The 22,082-nt window shown below is 70.2% G+C and carries 15 protein-coding genes; 2 read left to right on the plus strand and 13 right to left on the minus strand.

Translation table 11 applies throughout. The features are described from left to right. Positions 1–89 precede the first annotated feature (89 nt). The 7 genes from ACFSOX_RS13880 to ACFSOX_RS13910 form a co-directional block, all read right to left on the minus strand. Positions 90–3,248: an efflux RND transporter permease subunit gene (locus ACFSOX_RS13880; protein WP_378478406.1), complete on the minus strand. Its 3,159-nt coding sequence runs from the start codon at positions 3,246–3,248 to the stop codon at positions 90–92. Continuing rightward, positions 3,245–4,639 carry an efflux RND transporter periplasmic adaptor subunit gene (locus ACFSOX_RS13885; RefSeq protein WP_378478438.1) on the minus strand — a complete coding sequence of 465 codons (1,395 nt, stop codon included), beginning with the start codon at positions 4,637–4,639 and terminating at the stop codon, positions 3,245–3,247. The genes ACFSOX_RS13880 and ACFSOX_RS13885 overlap by 4 nt, the downstream gene beginning before the upstream one ends. 107 nt (positions 4,640–4,746) lie before the next feature. Beyond that, positions 4,747–6,219, minus strand: coding sequence for an efflux transporter outer membrane subunit (locus ACFSOX_RS13890; RefSeq protein WP_378478407.1), 1,473 nt, complete (start codon positions 6,217–6,219; stop codon positions 4,747–4,749). 392 nt (positions 6,220–6,611) lie between these two features. Further along, entirely contained in the window at positions 6,612–7,094 is a 483-nt protein-coding gene (gene bfr / locus ACFSOX_RS13895; protein WP_378478408.1) for a bacterioferritin, read from the minus strand. A gap of 181 nt (positions 7,095–7,275) precedes the next feature. Beyond that, complete coding sequence (locus ACFSOX_RS13900; protein WP_378478409.1) at positions 7,276–7,767, minus strand: (2Fe-2S)-binding protein; 492 nt, start codon at positions 7,765–7,767, stop codon at positions 7,276–7,278. Between the two features lie 412 nt (positions 7,768–8,179). Next, entirely contained in the window at positions 8,180–8,659 is a 480-nt protein-coding gene (locus tag ACFSOX_RS13905; RefSeq protein ID WP_378478410.1) for a DUF6790 family protein, read from the minus strand. 78 nt (positions 8,660–8,737) lie between these two features. Then, positions 8,738–9,910: an energy transducer TonB gene (locus ACFSOX_RS13910; RefSeq protein ID WP_378478411.1), complete on the minus strand. Its 1,173-nt coding sequence runs from the start codon at positions 9,908–9,910 to the stop codon at positions 8,738–8,740. Between the two features lie 144 nt (positions 9,911–10,054). On the opposite strand from ACFSOX_RS13910, the gene pcaB reads away from it, so the two are divergent. Beyond that, positions 10,055–11,431 (plus strand): 3-carboxy-cis,cis-muconate cycloisomerase, encoded by a 1,377-nt coding sequence (gene pcaB / locus ACFSOX_RS13915; protein WP_378478412.1) that lies wholly within the window; start codon positions 10,055–10,057, stop codon positions 11,429–11,431. Positions 11,432–11,511: 80 nt separating this feature from the next. Beyond that, the gene (locus ACFSOX_RS13920; RefSeq protein WP_378478413.1) at positions 11,512–12,054 is read left to right on the plus strand and encodes a hypothetical protein; all 543 of its coding nucleotides are present in this window, start codon (positions 11,512–11,514) and stop codon (positions 12,052–12,054) included. Between the two features lie 7 nt (positions 12,055–12,061). Here the strand turns inward: ACFSOX_RS13920 and ACFSOX_RS13925 are convergent, their stop codons facing one another. The 6 genes from ACFSOX_RS13925 to ACFSOX_RS13950 form a co-directional block, all read right to left on the minus strand. After that, entirely contained in the window at positions 12,062–14,470 is a 2,409-nt protein-coding gene (locus ACFSOX_RS13925; RefSeq protein ID WP_378478414.1) for a putative bifunctional diguanylate cyclase/phosphodiesterase, read from the minus strand. 121 nt (positions 14,471–14,591) lie between these two features. Then, complete coding sequence (locus ACFSOX_RS13930) at positions 14,592–15,716, minus strand: DUF2336 domain-containing protein (protein WP_378478415.1); 1,125 nt, start codon at positions 15,714–15,716, stop codon at positions 14,592–14,594. 4 nt (positions 15,717–15,720) lie between these two features. Next, positions 15,721–18,468, minus strand: a complete 2,748-nt coding sequence (locus ACFSOX_RS13935) for a bifunctional diguanylate cyclase/phosphodiesterase (protein WP_378478416.1) — start codon at positions 18,466–18,468, stop codon at positions 15,721–15,723. 156 nt (positions 18,469–18,624) lie between these two features. Further along, positions 18,625–19,575 carry a type II secretion system F family protein gene (locus ACFSOX_RS13940; RefSeq protein WP_378478417.1) on the minus strand — a complete coding sequence of 317 codons (951 nt, stop codon included), beginning with the start codon at positions 19,573–19,575 and terminating at the stop codon, positions 18,625–18,627. Between the two features lie 25 nt (positions 19,576–19,600). Next, positions 19,601–20,566, minus strand: coding sequence for a type II secretion system F family protein (locus ACFSOX_RS13945; RefSeq protein ID WP_378478418.1), 966 nt, complete (start codon positions 20,564–20,566; stop codon positions 19,601–19,603). Between the two features lie 5 nt (positions 20,567–20,571). Then, positions 20,572–22,050 carry a CpaF family protein gene (locus ACFSOX_RS13950; RefSeq protein ID WP_378478419.1) on the minus strand — a complete coding sequence of 493 codons (1,479 nt, stop codon included), beginning with the start codon at positions 22,048–22,050 and terminating at the stop codon, positions 20,572–20,574. Positions 22,051–22,082 lie beyond the last annotated feature (32 nt).

Genomic DNA, 22,082 nt, shown 5'->3' on the forward strand with positions numbered 1-22,082 from the left:
GATCTCGCGCGGTCGCGCGAGATCCGACCTCTCCCCGCCGGGGAGAGGTGAACCAAGGGCCGCGCCGACGTGCCGCCTCGCCATCGCCCCTACTCCGCCGGACGAACCGCCGCCGGACCGGCGATGCGGGCGCGCAGGCGTTCCATCCACAGGTAGATCACGGGCGTCGTGTAGAGCGTGAGGATCTGGCTCAGCAGCAGGCCGCCGATGATGGTGATGCCGAGCGGGAAGCGCAGCTCCGAGCCGGTGCCGCTCTCCACCGCCAGCGGCAGCGCGCCGAACAGCGCCGCGAGCGTCGTCATCATGATCGGGCGGAAGCGCAGCAGGCACGCCTTGACGATCGCGTCGCGTGGCGACAAGCCCTCGCCGCGCTCGGCGTCGAGCGCGAAATCAATCATCATGATGGCGTTCTTCTTGACGATGCCCATCAGCAGGATGATGCCGATCAGTGCGATGACCGAGAGATCCTGTCCGAACAGCATCAGGGCGAGCAGCGCGCCGACGCCGGCGGAGGGCAACGTCGAGAGGATGGTCAGCGGGTGGATGTAGCTCTCGTAGAGCACGCCCAGCACGATGTAGATCGCGACCACGGCAGCGAGGATCAGCCACGGCTCGCCGGCGAGCGACTTTGAGAACTCCGCCGCGTCGCCCGAATAGCCGCCCGTGATCGAGGCCGGCATGCCGATCGCCCGCTCGGCCGCCGTGACGGCCGCGACGGCGTCCGACAGCGAGGCGCCGGCGGCGAGGTTGAAGCTGATGGTGGCCGCCGGGAACTGCGCCTCGTGCATGATGGCGAGCGGCGCCGTGGTGCGCTCCAGCGTCGCGACCGCGGAGAGCGGCACCAGGTTGGTCGAGATCGACGGCGCCGTCGAGGTCGCCGAGGTCGAGCTCGTGACCGACGTGGTCGCGGCGGTCGAGCCGACCGGCAGGAACAGCTTGGAGAGCGTCGAGGGGTCGGTCTGGTACTCGGGCTTGGCCTCGAGGATCACCCGGTACTGGTTCGCCTGGCCGTAGATGGTCGAGATCTGGCGCTGGCCGAACGCGTCGTAGAGCGTGTCGTTGATCGACTGCATCGGCACGCCGAGCCGGCCGGCCGCCTCGCGGTCGATGCGCACGAACAGCCTGAGGCCGCCGTCCTGCGCCTCGGAGGCGACGTCCTGCACGCGGTGGTCCTCGCGGAGCCGCGCGACCAGCTTGTCGGCCCAGCCCGACACGTCGGCCGAGTCGACGCCGGTCAGCGTGTACTGATACTGGGCGCGGCTCGCCCGCGTGCCGATCTGGATGTCCTGCACGGGCTGGAAGTAGACGACCACGCCGGGGATCGGCGCGACCTCGCGCTTCAGCCGATCGACGATCGCGTCGACGAAATCGCTCCGCTCGCCGCGCGGCTTCAGCATCACGGCGATGCGGCCGGCGTTCGGGGTCGGGTTCATGGTCGAGACGCCGACCACCGAGACGACGCCGGTGACGTCGCCGTCGCGGCGGATCGCCGTCACCACCTGGTCCTGCAGGCGCTGCATCTCGGAAAACGACACCTCGGGTCCGGCCTCGACGACGGCCGTGATCATGCTGGTGTCCTGCAGCGGCAGGAAGCCCTTGGGGATCACGATGTAGAGCCACACCGTGGCGGCGAGCGTGACGGCCGTGACGACGAGTGTCGCCACCTGACGCTCCAGCACCCAGTCGAGGCTCTTGCGGTAGCCCTCGATGCTCGCCTCGACGAGCCGGTTGAAGGCGCGCCCGACGGCGCCGCCGCCCGTGCCGGTGTCGGCGCGGCGCAGGAGCCGCGCGCACATCATCGGGGTCAAGGTCAGCGACACCACGGCCGAGACGACGACCGCGATCGTGAGGGTGAGGGCGAATTCGCGAAACATGCGCCCGACGATCCCGGTCATGAACAACAGCGGGATGAACACGGCGATCAGCGACACGGTCAGCGAGATCACGGTGAAGCCGATCTCGCGCGCGCCGTCGAGCGCCGCCTGCAACGGATCCTCGCCGTCCTCGACGTGGCGGACGATGTTCTCGATCATCACGATGACGTCGTCGATGACGAAGCCGGTGCCGATGGTCAGCGCCATCAGCGAGAGATTGTTGAGGCTGAAGCCGCAGAACCACATCACCCCGAAGGTGGCGACCAGCGACAGGGGCAGCGCGACGCCGGCGATCACGGTCGCCCGCACGCTGCGCAGGAACAACAGCACCACCAGCACGACGAGGCCGATGGCGAGCACCAGGGTGAACTGCACGTCGCGCACCGAGGCGCGGATCGTGTCGGTGCGGTCCGACACCACCTGAAGGTCGACGCCGACCGGCATGGCGCTGCGCAGCCGCGGCAGCTCGGCCATGATGCGGCGGACCGTCTCGATCACATTGGCGCCGGGCTGGCGCTGGATGTCGATGACGACCGCGGGCTTGCCGTCGTACCAGCCGGCGACCTTGCTGTTCTCCAGCCCGTCGACGACGTCGGCGACGTCGCGCAGCAGCACCGGTGCGCCGTTGCGCCAGGCGATGATCTGGGCCCGGTAGGCCTCGGCGGCCTCGAGCTGGTCGTTGGCCGCGATCGTGTAGGACTGGTGCGCGCCGTCGAGCGAGCCCTTCGGCCCCGCCACGTTGGCGTTGATGATGGTCGCCCGCAGATCCTCGAGCGCGATGCCGTAGGCGGCGAGCCGGGCGAGATCGGCCTGGATGCGCACCGCGGGCTTGAGATTGCCCTGCACCGAGACGCGGCCGACGCCGCTCACCTCGGAGAGGCGCTGGGCGATCATGGTGTCGGCGAGGTCGCTCATCTGCCGCAGCGGGATGGTCGGCGAGGTGAGCGCGATCGTCACGATCGGCGCGTCGGCCGGGTTCACCTTCGAGTAGGCCGGCGGGTAAGGCAGGTTGCGCGGCAGCGTCGAGCCGGCCGCGTTGATGGCCGCCTGGACGTCCTGGGCGGCGGCGTCGATGTCGCGGTTGAGGTCGAACTGCAGCGTGATCTGGCTGACCCCGTAGGAGCTCGACGACACCATCTGGTCGAGCGCCGGGATCTGACCGAACTGGCGTTCGAGCGGCGCCGTCACCAGTGCCGCCATGGTGTCGGCGGAGGCGCCGGGCAGCCGGGTCGTCACCTGCACGGTGGGGAAGTCGACCTGCGGCAGCGAGGCCACCGGCAACAGCCAGTAGCCGAGGAAACCGCCGAGCATCACGGCGAAGCCGAGCAGCGAGGTGGCGATCGGCCGCCGGATGAACGGCGCGGAGACGCTCATCGCACCGTGCTCCCGCCGGCTCCCTCGGTCCGCCGCGGCCGCTCCTCGCCGGCGCGCCCGCCCTCGTCGCGTGAATCTCGGGCCGGACCGACGCCGGCGCCCTGACCCTGACCCTGACCCTGACCCCGACCCTGGCCCGCGCCGGGCCCGCCCGCCTGCGGGGCACCGCCCTCGGGACGGCGACGTCCGGCCGGAGGACCGCCCGCCGGAGCACCGGTGCCCGGCTGGCTCGCGGCCGGCGCCGCGCCGCCCTCGGCCGACGTCACGGTGACGCGCTTGCCGTCGGCGAGCTGGGCGAAGCCGGTCGTCACGACGCGATCGCCGGCCGCGACGCCGCTCGCGATCACCGCGGTCGTGTCGTCCTGCTGAGTCACCGTGACGGGCGTCACGGTGACCGTGTCGCCGGGCTTCACCACGTAGGCGAAGGTGCCGTTCGGGCCGCGCTGGACCGCCGCGGTCGGCACCGTCACGACCTGCTTCAGGGTGTCGACCAGAAGCTTGATGTTGACGAACTGGCCCGGCCAGAGCTGCAGGTCGGCATTCGGGAACTCGGCGCGCAGCTTGACGGTGCCGGTGGTGGAATCGACCTGATTGTCGATCACCTGGAGAAAGCCGCGATCGAGCACGGTGCGGTTGTCGGTGCCGAGCGCCAGCGTCTCCAGCCGTCCGCCGGCGAACGCCTTGTTGACGGCGGCGAGCTGCTGCTGGGGCAGCGTGAAGATCACCGAGATCGGCCGCACCTGGGTGATCACGACGATGCCGGTGGTATCGGTCGCCTTCACCAGATTGCCGACGTCGACGAGCCTTATGCCGGTGCGCCCGGCGATCGGCGCCACCACCTTGGTGTAGTCGAGATAGGCCTTCGCGTTGTCGATCGCGGCCTGGTCGGCGTTCACCTGCGCCTCGAGCTGGGCGACCGTGGCGCGCTGGGTGTCGGCCTGCTGCTTGGTCGCGGCGTTCGACTGGGCGAGCCGCACGTAGCGTTCCAGATCGAGCCTCGCATTGGCGAGCTGTGCCTCGTCCTGCGCCTTCTTGGCGACCGCCTGGTCGTACTGGGCCTGGTAGATGGTAGGGTCGATCTCGGCGAGCACGAAGCCACGCGCGACGTCCTGGCCCTCCTTGAAGTTGAGCTTCAGGAGCTTGCCGTCGACCTGGCTGCGCACCGTGACGATGTTGAGGGCGCGCGTGGTCCCGACCCCGTCGAAATAGACCGGCACGTCGGCGGTCTTCGCCGTGGCGGCGAGCACCGGCACGGCCATGTCGCGGCCCATGCGGCCGCCCGGGCCGCCGGCCCCGCCCCGCATCATGCCGGGCGGACCGGGCGGTGCGCCCTCGCCGCCGCCCGGCTTGAAGCCGGACTGCGTCACGATCAGCCAGGTGACGCCCGCCATCACGGCGAGGGTGATCAGATAGCCGAGGACCGTGCGGCCGCGTCGGCGCGGTCGCGGCGGCGGCGGTGACGATGCCGCGCCGTCGGTCCTCTCGTCGGTTGCGCTCTTCACGCGCGGTTGCCTCCGATGCGCGGCGGCCAGCCGCCGCCCAGCGCTTGGTACAGGCTCACGGCGGCCAGCATCCGGGCCAGGCGCACCTGGACGAGCGTGTCCTGGGCCGTGAACAGGGTCTGCTGCGTGTTGAGCACCGTGACGTAGTCGACGATGCCCTCGCGCAGCCGCGATTCGGAAATGTCGAACGCCTCGCGCGCGGCCCGCACGGCCTGCGCCTGCAGGCGCTCACGCTCGGTCTGCTGACGCAGCGAGATCAAGGCGCGCTCGACGTCGGCGAAGCCGTTGATCACCGACTGCCGGTAGGTCTGCAAGAGCTCGAGCTGGCGCCCCTGGGTCTGCTCGAGCTGACCCTGCAGGTTGCCGCCGTCGAAGATCGGCTGGGTGATCGAGGCGGTCGCGGTGTAGAACCAGGCGCCCGGCCCGAACAGGCTCGCGAGCGCGGCGCTCTGCACGCCGTTCTGCGCCGTGAGGCCGATCGACGGGAAGAAGCTGGCACGCGCCGCCTCGACCGAATGGTTGGCGGAGACGAGACTCGCCTCGGCGGCGCGGATGTCGGGCCGCTGGTTGATCAGATCGGACGGCAGGCCGGGCGGGATGCGCGGCACCGCGACCGTGTCGAGCGAGCCGCCCTTGACGGCGAAGTGCTCCGGCGTGCGCCCGACCAGCACGGCGAGCGTCGCGGCGCTCTGCCGGATGGTGATCTCGTAGGCCGGCAGGTTCGCGCGAACCGTCGCGACGAGCGATTCCTGCTGCGAGACGTCGAGGCTGTTGGCCGTGCCGGCGGCGAAGCGCTCCTTGATCAGGCCGAGGATGCGGGTCGCCGCGGCGAGGTTGTTCTTGGCGATGCGCAGCCGGTCCTGGGCGGCGAGGAGCTGGAAGTAGTTGGTCGCGACATTCGCCATCGCGGTGAGCGCGACGGTGTCGCGGTCGAACCGCGTCGCCACCGCGTTCTCCTGGGCGGCCAGAAGGGTCGCGCGGTTCTTGCCCCAGAAGTCGAGCTCGTAGCTCGCCGTCAGATAGGTCGAGTAGGAGGAGCGCTCGCTGGCGATGCCGGCCGACGACGAGGCGGCCGAGGTGCGGGTGCGGGTCGCCTGGCCGTTGCCGGTGAGGCTCGGCAGCAGCGCCGAGCCGCTGACTCGCGCCTGCGCGTCGGCCTGCATGATGCGAGCGACCGCGGCGGCGATGTCGAGATTGGAGGTCTGCGCCTCCTCCATCAGCACGGTCAGCTCGCCCGACTTGAAGCCGCGCCACCAGTCGAGCGCCGGGCCGGTCTCGGCGGCGCCACGGCCTTCCTTGTACTGGTTCGGGATGTCGAGGGCGAGCTCGGGCTTCTCGGTGTCGACGAAGCAGCCGGCGAGCAGCGGCGCCGTGACGAGCACGCCGGCGAGGGCACGCGCGAGCGCGCCGACACGCCCGGCCCGTCCGGAGCCGGGCCGTCCGGTGTCGATCACTGCGCCGTGGTCCATGCTACTCATCGTCTCGGTGGGTGCGCCGGTCGTGCGATCGCCACCGGCGCCCGGTGAGCTGCCGCCCGTCTGCCGTCTTGGTCGGCTGCGTTTCGGGCAATTCTAGAGCCGACGGTCCGTAAGATCGTCATTACAATTACGACAGGCCCGGGGCCATCCTTCGGACGGGCGACGAATCGACCGCCCTGCGTTGCGACCGGGCGACACGCAGAACCGCTCGGTCGCCCGCGCGACGCGAGGATTGTGTCCGGTGTGTTCACACCGCCGACCACGCCATCGAGCGGGCCCTCGAAACGCAATATGGCCGAGCGAGGCCCGGCCATATCGCGAGACGGCGGGTCGGTCGCGCGAGCGCCTCGGATCGAGAGACGACGCGGGTCGACGGCGGCGGCTCAGTCCTCGTCGAGCTCGCCGATGTGGTGCTGCGAGTAGAGCTCGACGCCGATCTTGGCGACGAGGTCGAGCTGGGTCTCCAGGAAGTCGATGTGGCCTTCCTCGTCGGCCATCAGCTCCTCGAACAGGTCGCGCGACGGGAAGTCCTTGACCGAGTTGCAGTAGGCGGCGGCCTCCTGGTACAGCGCGCGGGCGCCCTGCTCGGCCGAGAGGTCGGCTTCCAGAACCTCCTTGACGGACTGGCCGATCTGCAGCGGGTCGAGCACCTGCAGGTTCGGGAAGCCTTCGAGGAAGAGGATCCGGTCGACGAACTTGTCGGCGTGCTCCATCTCCTCGATCGCTTCCTTGCGCCACTTCTTGGCGAGATCCTTGAAGCCCCAGTTGTCGAGCATCCGATAGTGGAGCCAATACTGATTGATCGCCGTCAGCTCGCTGCGCAATCCCTTGTTCAGGTATTCGATGACTTTGGCGTCGCCCTTCATCCTGCGTGCTCCGTTCCTGGCGGCCGGGATTCTGCCTGGCGCTCCGGCGCCATGCCGCGCGTCGCGCTCCTTTGCGCAATTCTAAACTGGGGGAACCCGGCCCTCAAAGCAAGGGCGCGAACGGCTTGCAAATCACCATCTTAAGACCGGGAGCTGGTCGCCCGAAAATGCCGACGCGCCGTCAGTCGGCCGCCCCGTGCACCGGGTTCGGATGGACGAGCTGTGCGTGGCCCGAACGCACCGAGAGGCGATCGGCCGTGGCGGGCGGCGCGGCCGACTCGGCACGCCGGACCGGGTGGTCGTGCTCGTGCGCCGCCGCGACCGGAGCATGCGCATGCAGGTGCGGATGGGCGTGATCGTGGTGATGCGCGTGTGGATGGGCGTGCGGATGGGCGTGGGGGTGATGCCCGCGATCGTGCCCGTCCTCGCCATGCGGATGGGCGTCCTCACCCGGGAGGTGGGCATGGGCCTCGTGGGCCGGGCAGCAGGCGCACTGATTGCCGCAGGCGAGCAGCGCCTGGTCCATGATCTTGCGGATCGTGCGGGCACAGCGGCCGCACTGGGCGCTGCAGCCGAGGCAGCCATAGACCTGGCTGGTGAGCCGCGTGCCGCGCTCCGCGACCACGTCGCGGATCTGGTGGTCCGACAGGACATTACAGGAGCAGACGATCATGGCGGACGCGGCTTCCGGTACGGATGGTTCAGCGAACGCGGGCTCGGTCTCTGAAATAGGGCAACCCCGACTTGATTGCAAAAGAAAAAAGCTCTTTTAAATCGTTCTAATTGATGTGTTCTCGAGAAATATTCCAGTCTACGGAGCTAATTTCGAGCCGCCCCTACTCAATTCTTCTGCCGAGAAGGACTCCAATCTACGCGTCTAACCGGTGCCACGCACCGGAATTCGACATGAGATTGTCAGGAAAACGCCAAGCGAAAACTGGTGCCGACCGGCTGGGATCGCCGCGTCCGGTCGAATCCTGCAAACGCGTCGCAAGTTCGTCTGACGGTTGTCTTGAAGCGGACGCGGCGCCGGCTCCGCCGCGGCGCTCCGGTCGAATACGTAACCGCTGTCGCAGCAAGGGTTTTCACGCACGGCGCCGGGCCACGGCGAGGAGCAGCAGCAGGGCCGCCGGGGTGGCGATGTCGGTGACGAGGATCGGCCCGGCATTGCCCGGCGCCAAGTTGCCGGCCGAGACGATGTCGCGGACATGGCCGACCGCCGCCCCGCCCAGGAACGCCGTCACCATCAGGGCGACGGCGAGCCGCGCCTCGTATCCTCGAAACGCCGCGTAGAGCCCGGCGAGCCCGAGGCCGAGATTGGCGGCGCCGACCTCGTACTGGAACGGGCTCGGCGCCCAGCCGATCGACGCCGCCGCCTGGACCGGAAAGGCGATGTGGCCGAGCGCCGCCCACAACCCCATGAGGCCGACCGGGAACACCAGGATCCAGCGCAGCAGCGCGTCGGCGACATCGGCGGCGTGGAGCGGCCGCGAGCGGCGCAGCAGCATCGCGGCGGCGACGACGAGCGCGGCGAGCCAGCTCGCCACCGGAACGATCGAGACCATGCGGGCTCCTCTTCGTCGGGTGGATTTTTTCCGGAGGGGCGGGCTCCACCGGAGCGCCGTTCTGAACGGACCGTCGGATCAACGCAGGCCGAAGCGGACCGGCAGCGTGAACGCCTGCGGCCGGCCCCCGGGCGGCGGCGGGAACGGCGAGGCGCGCCGCACCACCGCGACGCTCTCCTGATCGAGATCGGCGTGACCACTGCCCTGGACGAGGGCCACGCCGGTCGCCCGGCCGGCGCCGTCGAGCGTGAAGCGCACCCGGGCGACGCCGCCGCGCGCCTGCGCCCGCGCCTCGGCCGGATACTGCTTGAAGCGGGCGAGATGCGCGAGCACGAGGCCAGGATAGTTCGACTGCGCATCGGAGCGGCCGACGCCGATGCCGCTCGACCCGGCCGACGGTGCGGCGACCGCCACCCGGGTCTCCCGGCCGTCCCGCCCGCGCGGCGTCGCCGGCCGGGCGACCGGCTTGCGCGGCCGTTCGGCCGGCGCGACGGCCGGCTTCGACGGTGGTGGATCCGGCCGGCGACGGTCCGGCACGGCCGACGGCTGCGGCGCGGCGACGGTCTCGACCGCCGGCGCGACGGTAGCGAGGATCGGTTCGGCCGGCCCCGGCACGTCCCGTGCCGTCGCGGGCTCGGCCGACGACGGGACGACCTCCGGCGGAGCCGTCCCCGGCGCACGCGCGATCTTCGCGGGCGCCTCGGCGTCCGGCACGGAGACGTCCGGAACGGAGACGTCCGGCACGGGGACGTCCGGAACGGAGAGCTCCGCGACCGCGCTGTCGGGCGCGTCCGGGGGGCCGGCCGGCGTCGCGGCCTCGGACGGCTCCGCCTCGTCGAGACTCGGCGCGACGGCCCGCCCGGCGGGGCGATCGTCGCCGAGCACCAGCTCGACCGACATCGATTCGAGCCCGATGCTGGCGAGCGGCTCGACCGGCTGGTCGAGCCACGCATAGAGGCCCGTATGGGCGGCGAGCGAGACGACCAGTGCCGCCGCGACGATCGGAGCGCGGCGGCGCTCCGCGGCGAGCGGCGCCGGGCGGCGGGTGGCGTCGATCGGGCCGAGGGACGCCGCCCGCTCGGCGGCGGCCGGCGACGGGCGGCGGAGCGGCACGATGTTGTCGCCGACCGGCAGCGCCACGTCGACGACGCCGCCGGGCGGCGGCGCCGGACGCTGCGCCGGCCCGGCCCGCAGATCGGGGACGGCGGGCAGCGGCGCGGGCTTGCTGCGGAGGTCGGACACGTCGAGCATGGAGCGACTCTACACCTCTTGTTAGCCTAGCCTATCCGGCATGGCGCGACCGTGGACCCGCGACCGCCCGCCGACCGTCCACCCGAATGCCCGCGCGAGTCGCCCGCCGTCGATCGCCCGCCCTGCTCCGCCGGAAGGATCCCGATGCCCGCCACCGCCCTCGACTCGATGGTCCTGCGCGACGTCTTCGCGACCCCGGCGATGCGCCGGATCTTCTCCGACGAGCACCGGCTGACCCTCTATCTGGCCATCGAGGCGGCGCTCGCCCGCGTCGAGGCGCGGCTCGGCGTCATCCCGGCCGCGGCGGCCGCGGAGATCGAGCGCCATTGCGCCCTCGACGAGCTCGACCTGGAGAAGCTGAAGCGCGACACCGAGCGGATCGGCGCCCCGGTCCAGCCGGTGGTCGCCCAGCTCACCGCGCTCTGCCGCGACGGCCTCGGCCAGTGGTGCCACTACGGCGCCACCACCCAGGACATCATGGACACGGCGACCGTGCTTCAGATGCGCGAGGCCTTCGCACTGATCGACGCCGACCTCGCCGCCATCGCCGAGGCCCTGGCCGAGCTGGCCGGCGTCCATCGCGACACCGTGATGGCGGCGCGCAGCCAGCTCCAGCACGCCATCCCGACGACGTTCGGCTTCAAGATGGCGGGCGTGCTCGCCGCCGTGACGCGCGATCGCGAGCGCCTGTCGCAGCTCCTGCCGCGGCTCCTGGTCGGCCAGTTCGGCGGCGCCGTCGGCACCCTCGCCTCGCTCGGCGACGCGGGGCCGGCCGTGCACGCCGCCCTGATGGGCGAGCTCGGGCTCGCCGCGCCCGAGATCGCCTGGCACACGGCGCGCGACCGCATCGCCGAGGCCGGCGGGTTCCTGGCGCTCGTCACCGGCACCTGCGGCAAGCTCGCCCGCGACGTGACGCTGCTGATGCAGACCGAGGTCGCCGAGGCGGCGGAGGCCGCCGCGCCCGGCCGCGGCTCGTCCTCGACCATGCCGCAGAAGCGCAACCCGGTGTCCTCCGTGATGATCCAGGCGGCCGTGCCGGTGGTGCGCCAGCTCGCCGCCACCCTCTACGAGGCGATGGTCGAGGACCACGAGCGGGCGAGCGGCGCCTGGCAGACCGAGTGGATCGTGGTGCCCGAGATCTTCTGCCTCGCCGCCGGCATCCTGGCCCACACCCGCGGCGTGGTGAGCGGCCTCACGGTCGACGCCGAGCGCATGCGGGCCAACCTCGCGATCACCAACGGGCTCGTCACCGCCGAGGCCGTGCAGATGGGACTCGCAGCGGCGCTCGGGCGCGGCAACGCCCATCATCTCGTCGCCGATCTGTCACGCGCGGCGCTCGCCAGCCGCCGCCCGCTCGCCGCGCTCCTGAAGGAGAACGCGACGGTGGCGCAGCACCTCGATCCCGACGCCATCGACCGGCTGTGCGATCCGGCGAACTACACGGGCGCGGCCGGCGCATCGGTGGATCGGGTGCTCGCACTCGTCGCGCGCGCCGACCGGGATCCGGCGGACGGCGGCTGAGAGCGCGATCACGGCGACGACCACGGAGGCGATCGCGGAGGCGATCGCGATACGGCACTGGTACTTCGATGCGGCATCGCGTGGACATGCCTGTCGCGGGCGGGCGACAGGATCGCTGTTTTGCGCTGTTTTTGATCGAGATCAGTTTCTCGCGCTTCGTCCGGTGTTCGCTGCTTCGCACGCGAAGTCGAATCCCCGTCGAAGCATCGAACCGACGCATCGAAGTCCTGGCCGCGATCACCGCACCCGGCCCGGCAGCCTTCGCAGACCGTGTTTACGGGTGGCCGACCGGAGACTTCGCGATGCCGCACCCACCGGAGTCGCTCCCGCCGGAGCTTCGACACGCCTCGATCATTTGCGACGAGGCGGAAGCTCTGTCGACGTTGAACCGCGCGCTCAGCACATCGGGATACGATCACCGCGCCGCCGGGCTGGTCTGCGGCTTGCTCGCCGCCAAGGCCGCCGTGGTGGCGGTGAGCCGCACCACGGGCGAGGTGATCGTCGGATTCCACAGGCTCGAGACGCCGCATCGAAAACGCTGGTTCCGGATCGGCGAAGACGGCATGGATTTCGTCTGGGAAAGCGACGGCGAAAGCACGGCCGGGTCGCCGACCTCGCAATGATCCGCTCTCAGCCGGCGCTGCGCTGCTTGCCGTCGGCCCGGCTTCGCCGCGACGATCCCTTCGCGGCACCGCCCCCGGCACCGGCCCCGGCCACGGCCTTCAGCCGCGACAGCTCGTAGCTCCGCACGAAGCCGGCGACATCCTCGGCCGGCAACGGGCGGCTGAACAGGAAGCCCTGGATCTCGTGGCAGCCGTGATCGCGCAGAAACGACTCCTGCGCCTCGGTCTCGACGCCCTCCGCCACGATGGTGAGGTCGAGCGCCTTGCCGAGTGCCAGGATCGCCTCGGCGATCGCCGTGTCCTCCGGATTGGCCAAGACGTCGCGGATGAAGGAGCGGTCGATCTTGAGCGTGTCGACCGGCAGCTGGCGGACCAGCGCCATCGACGAGTAGCCGGTGCCGAAGTCGTCGATCGCGAGCCGGACACCGCGCTCGCGCAGCGCGGTGAGGAGCGGCAGGGTGCTGGCGAGATTCTCGACCACCATGCTCTCGGTGATCTCGAGCTCGAGGAGCTCCGGGGCGAGCCCGGAACCGGAGAGCGCCGCCTCGATGTCGGCGAGCAGCGAGCCGTCGGCGAACTGGCGCGGCGACAGGTTGACGGCGACCGGCATCGGCGGGAATCCGCGGCGCTGCCACGCCATCGCCTCGGCACAGGCGGTGGCCAGCACCCAGCGGCCGATCGGCACGATCAGCCCGGTCTCCTCGGCGAGCGGCACGAAGCGGGCCGGCGAGACGAGGCCGAGCGCCGGATGGCTCCAGCGCACCAGCGCCTCGAGGCCGGAAATCTCGCCGGTCGCGATGCGGCGCTTGGGCTGATAGTGCAGCACGAGCTCGTCGCGCTCGAGCGCGCCGCGCAGCCCGGTCTCCAGCACCAGCCGCTCGAAGGAGCGCCGCTCGATCACGGGCGAGAACAGCCGCACGCAGCCGCGGCCCTCGTCCTTGGCGAGATACATGGCGGCGTCGGCGTTGCGGGTCAGGGTGTCGCCGTCGTGGCCGTCGGTCGGATAGAACGCCGCCCCGATGCTGGCCGTCACGCGGCACTCCTGGCCGAGTACGACGATCGGCTCGGCGACGGCGGCGAGAATGCGGCGGGCGATCGCCTCCACCGCCTCGGATTCGGTGACGCTGTTGACCAGCAGCAGGAACTCGTCTCCGCCGAGACGCGACACCACGTCCTCCGGCCCGATGCAGCCGGCGAGCCGGGCCGCGACCTCCTGCAACAGAAGATCGCCGGCCGCGTGGCCGAGCGTGTCGTTGATGTACTTGAAGCGGTCGAGATCGACGAACATCACGGCGAAGCGCCGGCGCGCCGTGCGGGCCACCGCGATGGCGTCGTCGAGCGTGCGACCGAACAGGGCGCGGTTGGGCAGGCCCGTCATCTCGTCGTGGGTGGCGAGCCACTCGGCGCGCGCGACGGCGCGCTCGCGCTCGGTGACGTCCTCGAACAGCACCACGGCGCCGCCGTCGGCGATCGGCCACTGGGACAGCTGGATGGTCCGACCGTCGGCGAGTGTCATGGTCGAGCTGCTCGGCACGCCGCCGGCGAGCCGGCTCTCGAAGAAGGCTGCCATCTCGGCCGCGTCACCTTCGGGATGGTTGCCCGCCGCGATGCTGCGCAGGAGCATGTCACGAACCGACAGTCCGGGCCGGAACGACCCGTCCGGCAATCCGTAGATCTCGCACAGACGCGAGTTGCTGACCACCAGCCGGCCGCGGCGATCGAACATGCACAGCCCGTGCGACATGTTGCTCAGCGCCGCCTCGAACCGCATGTTCTGCTCGGCCAGCGACCGGGCGAGCGCGGCCTTCTCGCGATGGGCGAGGCGATCGCGCAGGCTGCGGCGGCCGAGCGTGACGGCGAGGTCGGCGGCGGCGGCGAGGTAGAGCAGCGTGACGACGGCGAAGACGTGGTGGACGGTGCCGCCGTGCAGAAGCGCCCCGAGCGCGACCGGCCCCAGCGTCAGTGCGGCCTGGACGATCGCGATCCGCGGACGCGGGGCGTTGTGCGCGGTCGCCCCCGCCGTGTAGCCGATGGTCGAGCCGACGATCAGCAGATGGACGGCCGGGTCGGTCGTGATCAGGACGGCGGCGAGGCACGAAGCCCCGAGCACCGCGGCGAAGGCCCAGGCGCCGGCCGTCCACAATCGCTCCCAGCGCCGGACCGTGGCCCGATCGGTGTGCGCTCCGATCGGCCGCCGGCGATAGGCGATCACGAGCCACAGGCGCGCCAGCGCGGCGACGACGAGCCCGACGGCGAGGCCGACGAGCCAGACGCTCTCGCCACGCAGGGCGATCAGGATGACGATCGCGATGCTGCAGCCCCAGCCGATGACCAGCGACGGCAACGGCTTGAAGAGGCCGGCGACGAGCTCCGCGTGAATGTCGGGCGGCAGCGACTCGCGGCGACGTCCGTCCAACGCTCCCGATCCGATCAATCGACGCATCCCGACCCAGCTCCTCGCCGTCCAGAATAACCGAGGAGGCTTAAGGAAACCTCGCCGGGACGGAGGTTCCATGGCGGGTCGTCCGATCTGCATCTCAGGATCCCGACTCGAACCGACGCCGCGGCACCGTGTCCGCCTTGGCCTGTCCGGCGCGCCCCCGCAGACGGAGGAATTGAACCGCCTTGCGGGCGGTCTCCGGCCGCAGCTTGGTAAAGGCGGTGAGCGCCTCGCCGGACCTGTCGTGGGCGGCGCCGTCGCGCAGGCGCAGGATCGTCTTGGTGGTGTTCCACGACAGGCCGATCGCCTTCGCGAGCAGGATCACGAGCTCGGGCCGCGGCTGCACCATGGCGCGCTCGCAGGCGTCGATCGGCAGGTCGGACATCTCGGCGAGCGCGATGGTCGTCTCGTCGAAGCGGCCGGTCGCCGCGAATTCGCGGATCTTCGCCTCGTCGAGCGCGCCGAGCCGGCGCAGCTCGGCGACGTGGAGGCGTGCCTCCGAGTAGTCGGGCGAGAGCCGCCGCACCGAGGCCTGCACCAGGCCGGCCACCTCGGACAGCATCTCGCGGACCACCTTGCCGGACTGCCCCTCGACCGACTCGAGGGTGCGACGGACGTTGTCGGAGGCGACCGCGAGGAGCTTCAGGAGATGCTGGCGCGGGATGTCGTGGCGCGCGAACACGCCGACGGCGAGCGCATCGTCGTCCTTGGACCGCTCGACCAGGACGCCGTGGCCGGCGTCGGAGAAGCGGGCGCCGCGGTTGGCGATCGTCGACAAAGCGACGTCGCGGTCGCCGCGCGTCACCAGCACGTCGGACACCGCCTCGCTGACCACGGCGCGCTTCGAGATGGCGAGCAGATGCGCTTGGCTCGCCGTGCTGGCGGTCTCGACCAGGGTCTCCTCCGCGAGCCGCTCCGAGGAGGTCAGCACCGGTCCGGCGACGTCGATCGCCTCGTCGCGGGCGAGCATCCGGATCAAGCCGCGCGGCGCGTTCGGCACACCGGCGAGACGGCGTGCCAGCGTGGCCCGCACCGACGTCTCCATCTCCCCGATCAGCCGCACCATCACGTCGTCGAACAGCGCGACCTCGTCCTCGTCGTACTCGGCGGCGCGCCCCAGGAAGAGGTCGGAGATGCGCCGCAATGCCTCGGCCCGATAGCCGATGGTGCGGCTGGCGAGCGCCGCCTCGAGCTCCTCGATGATGCCTTGGTGCTCGACCATGGCGTCAGACCGTGCCGTCCGCGGCGGCCGTCGCCGGCCCGCCGATCGCGAGGCCGTCGGCGGGCGTCGGCCGGCCGAACAGATAGCCTTGCATCTGGCCGACGCCGGCGGCTTCCAGTATCCGCTGCTGGGCCTCGGTCTCGACCCCTTCGGCGACCGTGACCATGTCGAGGGTGCGGCCGAGATTGACGATGGCGCAGACGATGGCGCCGCAGCCGTCGCGGGCGAGCAGGTCGCGGGTGAAGCAACGGTCGATCTTGAGCTTGTCGAACGGAAACGCCGTCAGATAGCTGAGCGACGAGTAGCCGGTGCCGAAATCGTCGAGCGCCACGGCGACGCCGAGATTCTTGAGCTGATGCAGGATCGAGACGTGCTCGGCCTCCCACTCCAGCAGCACCCGCTCGGTGATCTCGATCTCCAGCCGCTCCGGCGGCAGGCCGGAATCGACCAGGGCGCACATGATCACGTCGAGCAGATTGGTCTTGCGGAACTGCACCGGCGAGATGTTGACGGCGATCTTGACGTCGTCCGGCCAGGTCGCCGCCTCGGCGCAGGCGGTCTGCAGGATCCACTCGCCGAGCGTGCCGACGAGCCCGGTGTCCTCCGCCATGGCGATGAAGCGGTCCGGCGCGATCAGCCCCTGGTCGGGATGATTCCAGCGGACCAGCGCCTCCATGCCGACGCGCCGCCGCGTGCCGGCCTCGACGACCGGCTGGTAGTAGAGCTCGAACTCGCCGCGCGCGAGCCCGGCCCGGAAGTCGACCTCCAGGCGGTGCCGCTCGTCCGCCTCGGCCGCCATCGACGGATCGAAGAAGGCGAATCCGTTACGCCCGTTGCCCTTGATGGCATAGAGCGCGAGATCGGCCTTCTTCATCAGCTCGGAGACCCTGATCCCGTCCTTGGGCGCCATGGCGATGCCGATGCTGGCGCCGACCGTCACCTTGTGGCCGTCGATGTCGAAGGGCTCGTCGACGACGTCGACGACCCGGGTGGCGAGCACGACGGCGCTCTCGTGCATGGCCTCGGTCCAGTCTCCTCCGGGCGCGTAGTCGCGCGGCGGCGCTTGGAGGACGGCGAACTCGTCGCCGCCGAGACGGGCGAGGACATCCTCCGCGCGCAGCGTCTTCTGCAGGCGCCGCGCGATTTCCTTGAGCAGCGTGTCGCCGGCGGCGTGGCCGAGCGTGTCGTTGACCGGCTTGAACCGGTCGAGATCGAGCATCAGCACCGAGAACGGCCGCTGCTCGGCGACGAGCCGTTGGCGGGCGTTCTCGATCTCCTCCAGGAAATGCGACCGGTTGGCGACCCCGGTGAGCAGATCGTTGTGGGCGAGACGGCGGATCTTCTCCTCGGTCAGCCGGCGCTCGGTGACGTCCTCGTGGGTCGACAGCCAGCCGCCGCCCTCCATGGGCTGGTTGACGATCTGGACGGTCCGGCCGTTACCGAGGACGAACTCGTGGGTCGTCACCACGCCGCGGGCGATCCGCTCCCTGATCGCCTGCGTCACCCGGAGGGCACGTTCCGGCCTGTCGCGCAGATCCTCGGTTCCGGCGATCACGTCGAAGAGCGGCGTCCCGGGCGCCGCGCCGACCGGCGAGATGCCGTAGATGTCGCGATAGCGCCGGTTGCACACGACCATGCAGGCGGCGCGATCGAACATCGCGAGCCCCTGCGTCATGTTGTTGAGGGCGGCGTCGAAGCGTCGGTTCTGGACCTTCAGGGCGGCCTGGTGCTCCAGCAGCGCCTCGTGCTCGCGGGCGAGCGCCTTCGACTGTTCGCTCAACGCCGCCTCGGACGCGCTGATGCGGCGATACTGCCGTCCCATCAGGAACAGGAGCACGACGGCGGCGACGAGGAACGCGAGCGCCACGGCGGCGACCGCGAGGCTGCGGCTCCACCAGCCCCCGAGCAACGTGGCCTCGGGAACCGACACGCTCACGGCGAGCGGAAAGTCGTCGAGCTTGCGCACGACGATCCAGCGCGGCACGCCGTCGAACAGCCCGCTCGACCGGTAGGCACCGTTACCGCCCGCATAGGCGGCATGCCACGGTGAATCGACCGGGATCGGAGTGCCGAAGCGATCGACCGAATCGGGATAGCGAGCGAACAACTGCCCGTCCGCGCGCGCGAAGGTCAGAATCTGCCGGTCGAGCCGTTTCACTTGCCGGAACACGGACTCGAAATACTCGGTCCCGATGCGGATCAGGACGACGCCGAGGAATCGGCGGTCAGGCCCGTTGATGCGGCGGGCCAGGATCACGGTCCTGCCCCCGTCGACCCTTGCGAGCACCGGTATCGGCGTGCTCAGACGATCGTCGTCGTGCTCCTTCAGCTCGCGGAAATACTCGCGATCCGAAACGTCGATCTCGGGGGTCGGCCACTGCGCGGTCGACAGGACGATCCGCCCGCTGCCGTCCACCAGCCCGATCCCGAAGGCCTGCGGAAGGCGTCGCAGCCGGTCCACCATGAGGCCCCGGAAGGCCGGTGGATCGTCGAGCCACAGCGTGTCGCCGTTGCCCTTGTCCGACGCCGCGGAGAGCCGACTCTGCAGGTCGCGCAGCGCGATGTCGGCCGTCCGGATCGATTCGTTGATCTGTCCGCCGAGCAGCACGGCGATGTTCTCCGCGTTGCGCAGCCCGGCGCGGATCTCGTGGTCGCGATCGAGCCACAAGCCGATTCCGACGCCACACGCGACCAAGCCCAGCACCAGCGCGGCGGCGCCGGACAACGCGCGATACGTCCAGAGTCGTGACATGAGGCGATCGTGATCAGGTCGCTGCGAGAGGTCGAAGAAAGTGCGGGACGGACCCGATCATGCCCGACGAAATGCTAAGGATTCATGCAGCGTAGAAACGACTTCGGAGCGCCCGAAATAGGTCTTAGGTACTAGTCGAAGACCCTGTTTCGCGCGTCAGTACGCACCCATCTTCACCCGCACGACCACGGGCAGCAGGATGACGACGAACAGTACCGGAAACACGCACACCATCAGCGGCACCGACAGCTTGACGGGCAGACTGTAGGCCTTCTCCTCGGCGAGCGAGAGCCGCTTGTGGCGCATGTCCTCGCTGTAGACGCGCAGCGCGTCCGTGATGCTGGAGCCGAGCTCGTCCGACTGCTGGATGAGCGTGGCGAAGGAGCGCACCTCGTCCAGCCCGAGACGATCGCCGAAATGCTCGAGCGCCTCGGTGAGGCTGCGGCCGGCCCGCACCTCGAGATTGGTGATGTGGATGTTCTGGGCGAGCGCCGGATAGGAATCGGCGAGCTCGCGGCCGACCCGCTCGAGCGCCCCTTCCATGCCGAGCCCGGCGTCGGCGCAGACGACCAGCAGATCCATGAAGTCCGGGAAGCCGACCCGATACTCGTCGCGCCGCTTGCGCACGATCCGGTCGAGCGCGAGGCTCGGCCCGAGATAACCCGCGAGCGCGGCGAGACCGACCACGCCCCAATAGGACGAGCTCGTCGCGTCCATCACGGCGGGCAGCAGCACGAAGGCGAGGACGGCGAGACCGATCGCGAGCCCGAAGCGCAGGACGAAGAAAAAGCCGACGGCGCGCGGATCGAAGATCCCGGCCTGCACCAGACGGGCGCGCAACAGCTTCATGTTGCCGCTGTCGAGGCTCGCATAGTGCTTGGTGGTGTAGTCGACCAGCCGCTGCACGGCGTCGATGCTGGCCTGCCGGAACGACGACCGGCCGCCACCCTCGGCGAGACCGCCGCCGCCGACGATACCGGCGGCGCGCCGCTTGACGGCACCGCGCACCTGCACCACCGCCATCACACCGAACGCGGCCGCGGCCGCGGCCGCGAACACGAAGATCGTGATCAGGAGATCGGCGTTCTCGGCGATCAGCACATCCATGCCGGTGGCGTCTCCGGGCGACACTTCAGATCTTGAAGTTGACCATGCGGAACATCAGGAGATTTCCGGCGACCATCCAGGCGCCGGCGATGCCGAGGCCGAGCTTGGTGAGTTCGTACTTCCAGACGCTGCCGTAGAAGTCCGGCGACACCACCTGGATGACGAAGAACATGCCGATCGGCAGCGCCGACAGGAGCATGGCCGACATCTTGCCTTCCGAGGCGAGCGCCTTGATCTTGCGCCGCATCTTGAAGCGGTCGCGGATCACGGCGGAGAGGTTCTCGAGGATCTCGCCGAGATTGCCGCCGGTCGAGCCCTGGATCGCGATCGCGGTCACGAACAGCGGCAGGTCGTCCTGCCCGACCCGGAAGTACAGGTTGCGCATCGCCGTCTCGAGATCGGCCCCGTAGGTGATCTCGTCGGCGACGATGCCGAACTCGGAGCCGATCGGATCCTGCATCTCGCGCGCCACCATGGTGACGGCGATCGGCACCGGATGCCCGGCTCTGAGGCTGCGCACGATGATGTCGATGGCGTCCGGAAACTGGCCGCCGAATTTCTTCTGCCGCCGCGACCGCATCGTCTTGAGGGCGAAGAGCGGGCCGACCGTCAGGGTCGCGAGGGTGGCGAGCACCGCCTCGATCATGCTGTTGCGCAACACCAGCACGGCGCAGAACACCAGGACGCCGGCGAGCAGCGTGTAGATCACCAGCCGGGTGGTGCCGCCCGACATGCCGGACTGCACGAGCAGCCGGTTGAACGACATCACGGGCAAGGTGAGATCGCCGCCCGAGGTCAGGCCGCGCTCGCGGCGCAGCTGGACCAGGATGCTCTCGCGGTCCGACGTGTCGTTGAGCAGCGCGAGCCGGCGGTTGACCCGCTTGCGATACGAGTTGGCCGAGAAGAACAGGAGATAGGCGCCTTCCCCGAACATGATCGCGGAGGCGGCGACGAGAGCGTAGATGACGTAGACGGGATCGATGTCCGGCATGGCGATCACAACGGGTGGCCGGGGTCGAAATAGCTCGACGGGATCTTGATCCCCTTGGCGGCGAGGTCGCCCAGCACGCGCGGCCGCACGCCGGTCGCGACGAAATGGCCCTGGACGGTGCCGTCCTCGAGCGTCGCGGTGCGGACGAACTTGAAGATCTCCTGCATCTGGATGATGTCGCCTTCCATGCCGGTGATCTCGGCGATGCTCATCACTTTGCGCTTGCCGTCGGAGAGGCGCGAGAGCTGGACGATGACGCGGATCGCCGCGGCGATCTGGCCACGCACCGAGGCGATGGTCATCGGCAGCCCCGCCATGCCGATCATCTGCTCGAGGCGCGAGATCGCCTCGCGCGGATTGTTGGCGTGGATGGTGGCCATCGAGCCTTCGTGGCCCGTGTTCATCGCCTGCAGCATGTCGAACGCCTCCTCGCCGCGGCACTCGCCGAGAATGATGCGTTCGGGCCGCATGCGCAGCGCGTTCTTGACGAGGTCGCGCTGCCGGATCTCGCCCTTGCCCTCGACGTTGGGCGGCCGCGTCTCCATGCGGGCGACGTGCGGCTGCTGGAGCTGCAGCTCGGCAGCGTCCTCGATCGTGATCAGGCGCTCCTTGTCGGAGATGAACGCGGAGAGCGCGTTCAGCATCGTCGTCTTGCCGGAGCCGGTGCCGCCCGAGATGATGGTCGTCACCCGTGCCTTCACGAAGGCGGCGAGCAGCTCGGCCATCTGCGGCCGCAGCGCGCCGACCTCGACGAGCTTGTCGAGGTGGAGCGGCTTCTTGGAGAACTTGCGGATCGACACCAGCGGGCCGTCGACCGCGACCGGCCGGATCGCGACGTTGACGCGCGAGCCGTCGAGCAGGCGCGCGTCGCACAGCGGGTGGGATTCGTCGACCCGGCGGCCGACCGCCGAGACGATCTTGTTGACGATGCGCAGGAGATGCGTCTCGTCCTTGAAGCGCACCGCGGTCGGCTCCAGCATGCCGCCACGCTCGACATAGACGCATTCGTGGCCGTTGATCAGGATGTCGCTGATGCTTCCGTCCTTGAGCAACGGCTCGATCGGCCCGAGGCCCGTCATCTCGTCGAGGATCTCGGTGACGAAGTCGGCGAGCTCCTGGGTGTTCAGCGCGAGCCGCTCGACCAGCACATATTGCGAGACGAGCTGCTGGATGTGCTTGCGGATCTCGTCCTCGGGCAGCTTCTCGAGCGCCTGGAGGTTGATCTCCTCGATCAGCCGGCGGTGCAGCCGCACCTTGGCGTCGAGCAGCTTTTCGCGCAGCGCCGGATTGGCGGGGGCCACCGGTGGCGACGGCACGGGCGGCGGAGGCGGCGGCGGGGGCGGCGCGAGCACGGCGGCCGCCTCCGGCGTGCCTTCGGCGAACACGGTCCAGGCGATCCCGTCGGGCGCCGCCGCCGCGTCGTCGGGCAACGCCGCCTCGACCGACGGCGACGGCATCTTGCGGAAGCTGAAACGTCCGGCCATGATTTCCTGCCACCCCTCTCCTGCCGCCTCCT

The sequence above is a fragment of the Rhodoplanes azumiensis genome, from assembly GCF_042682915.1.
Classification (GTDB): Bacteria; Pseudomonadota; Alphaproteobacteria; order Rhizobiales; family Xanthobacteraceae; genus Rhodoplanes; species Rhodoplanes azumiensis.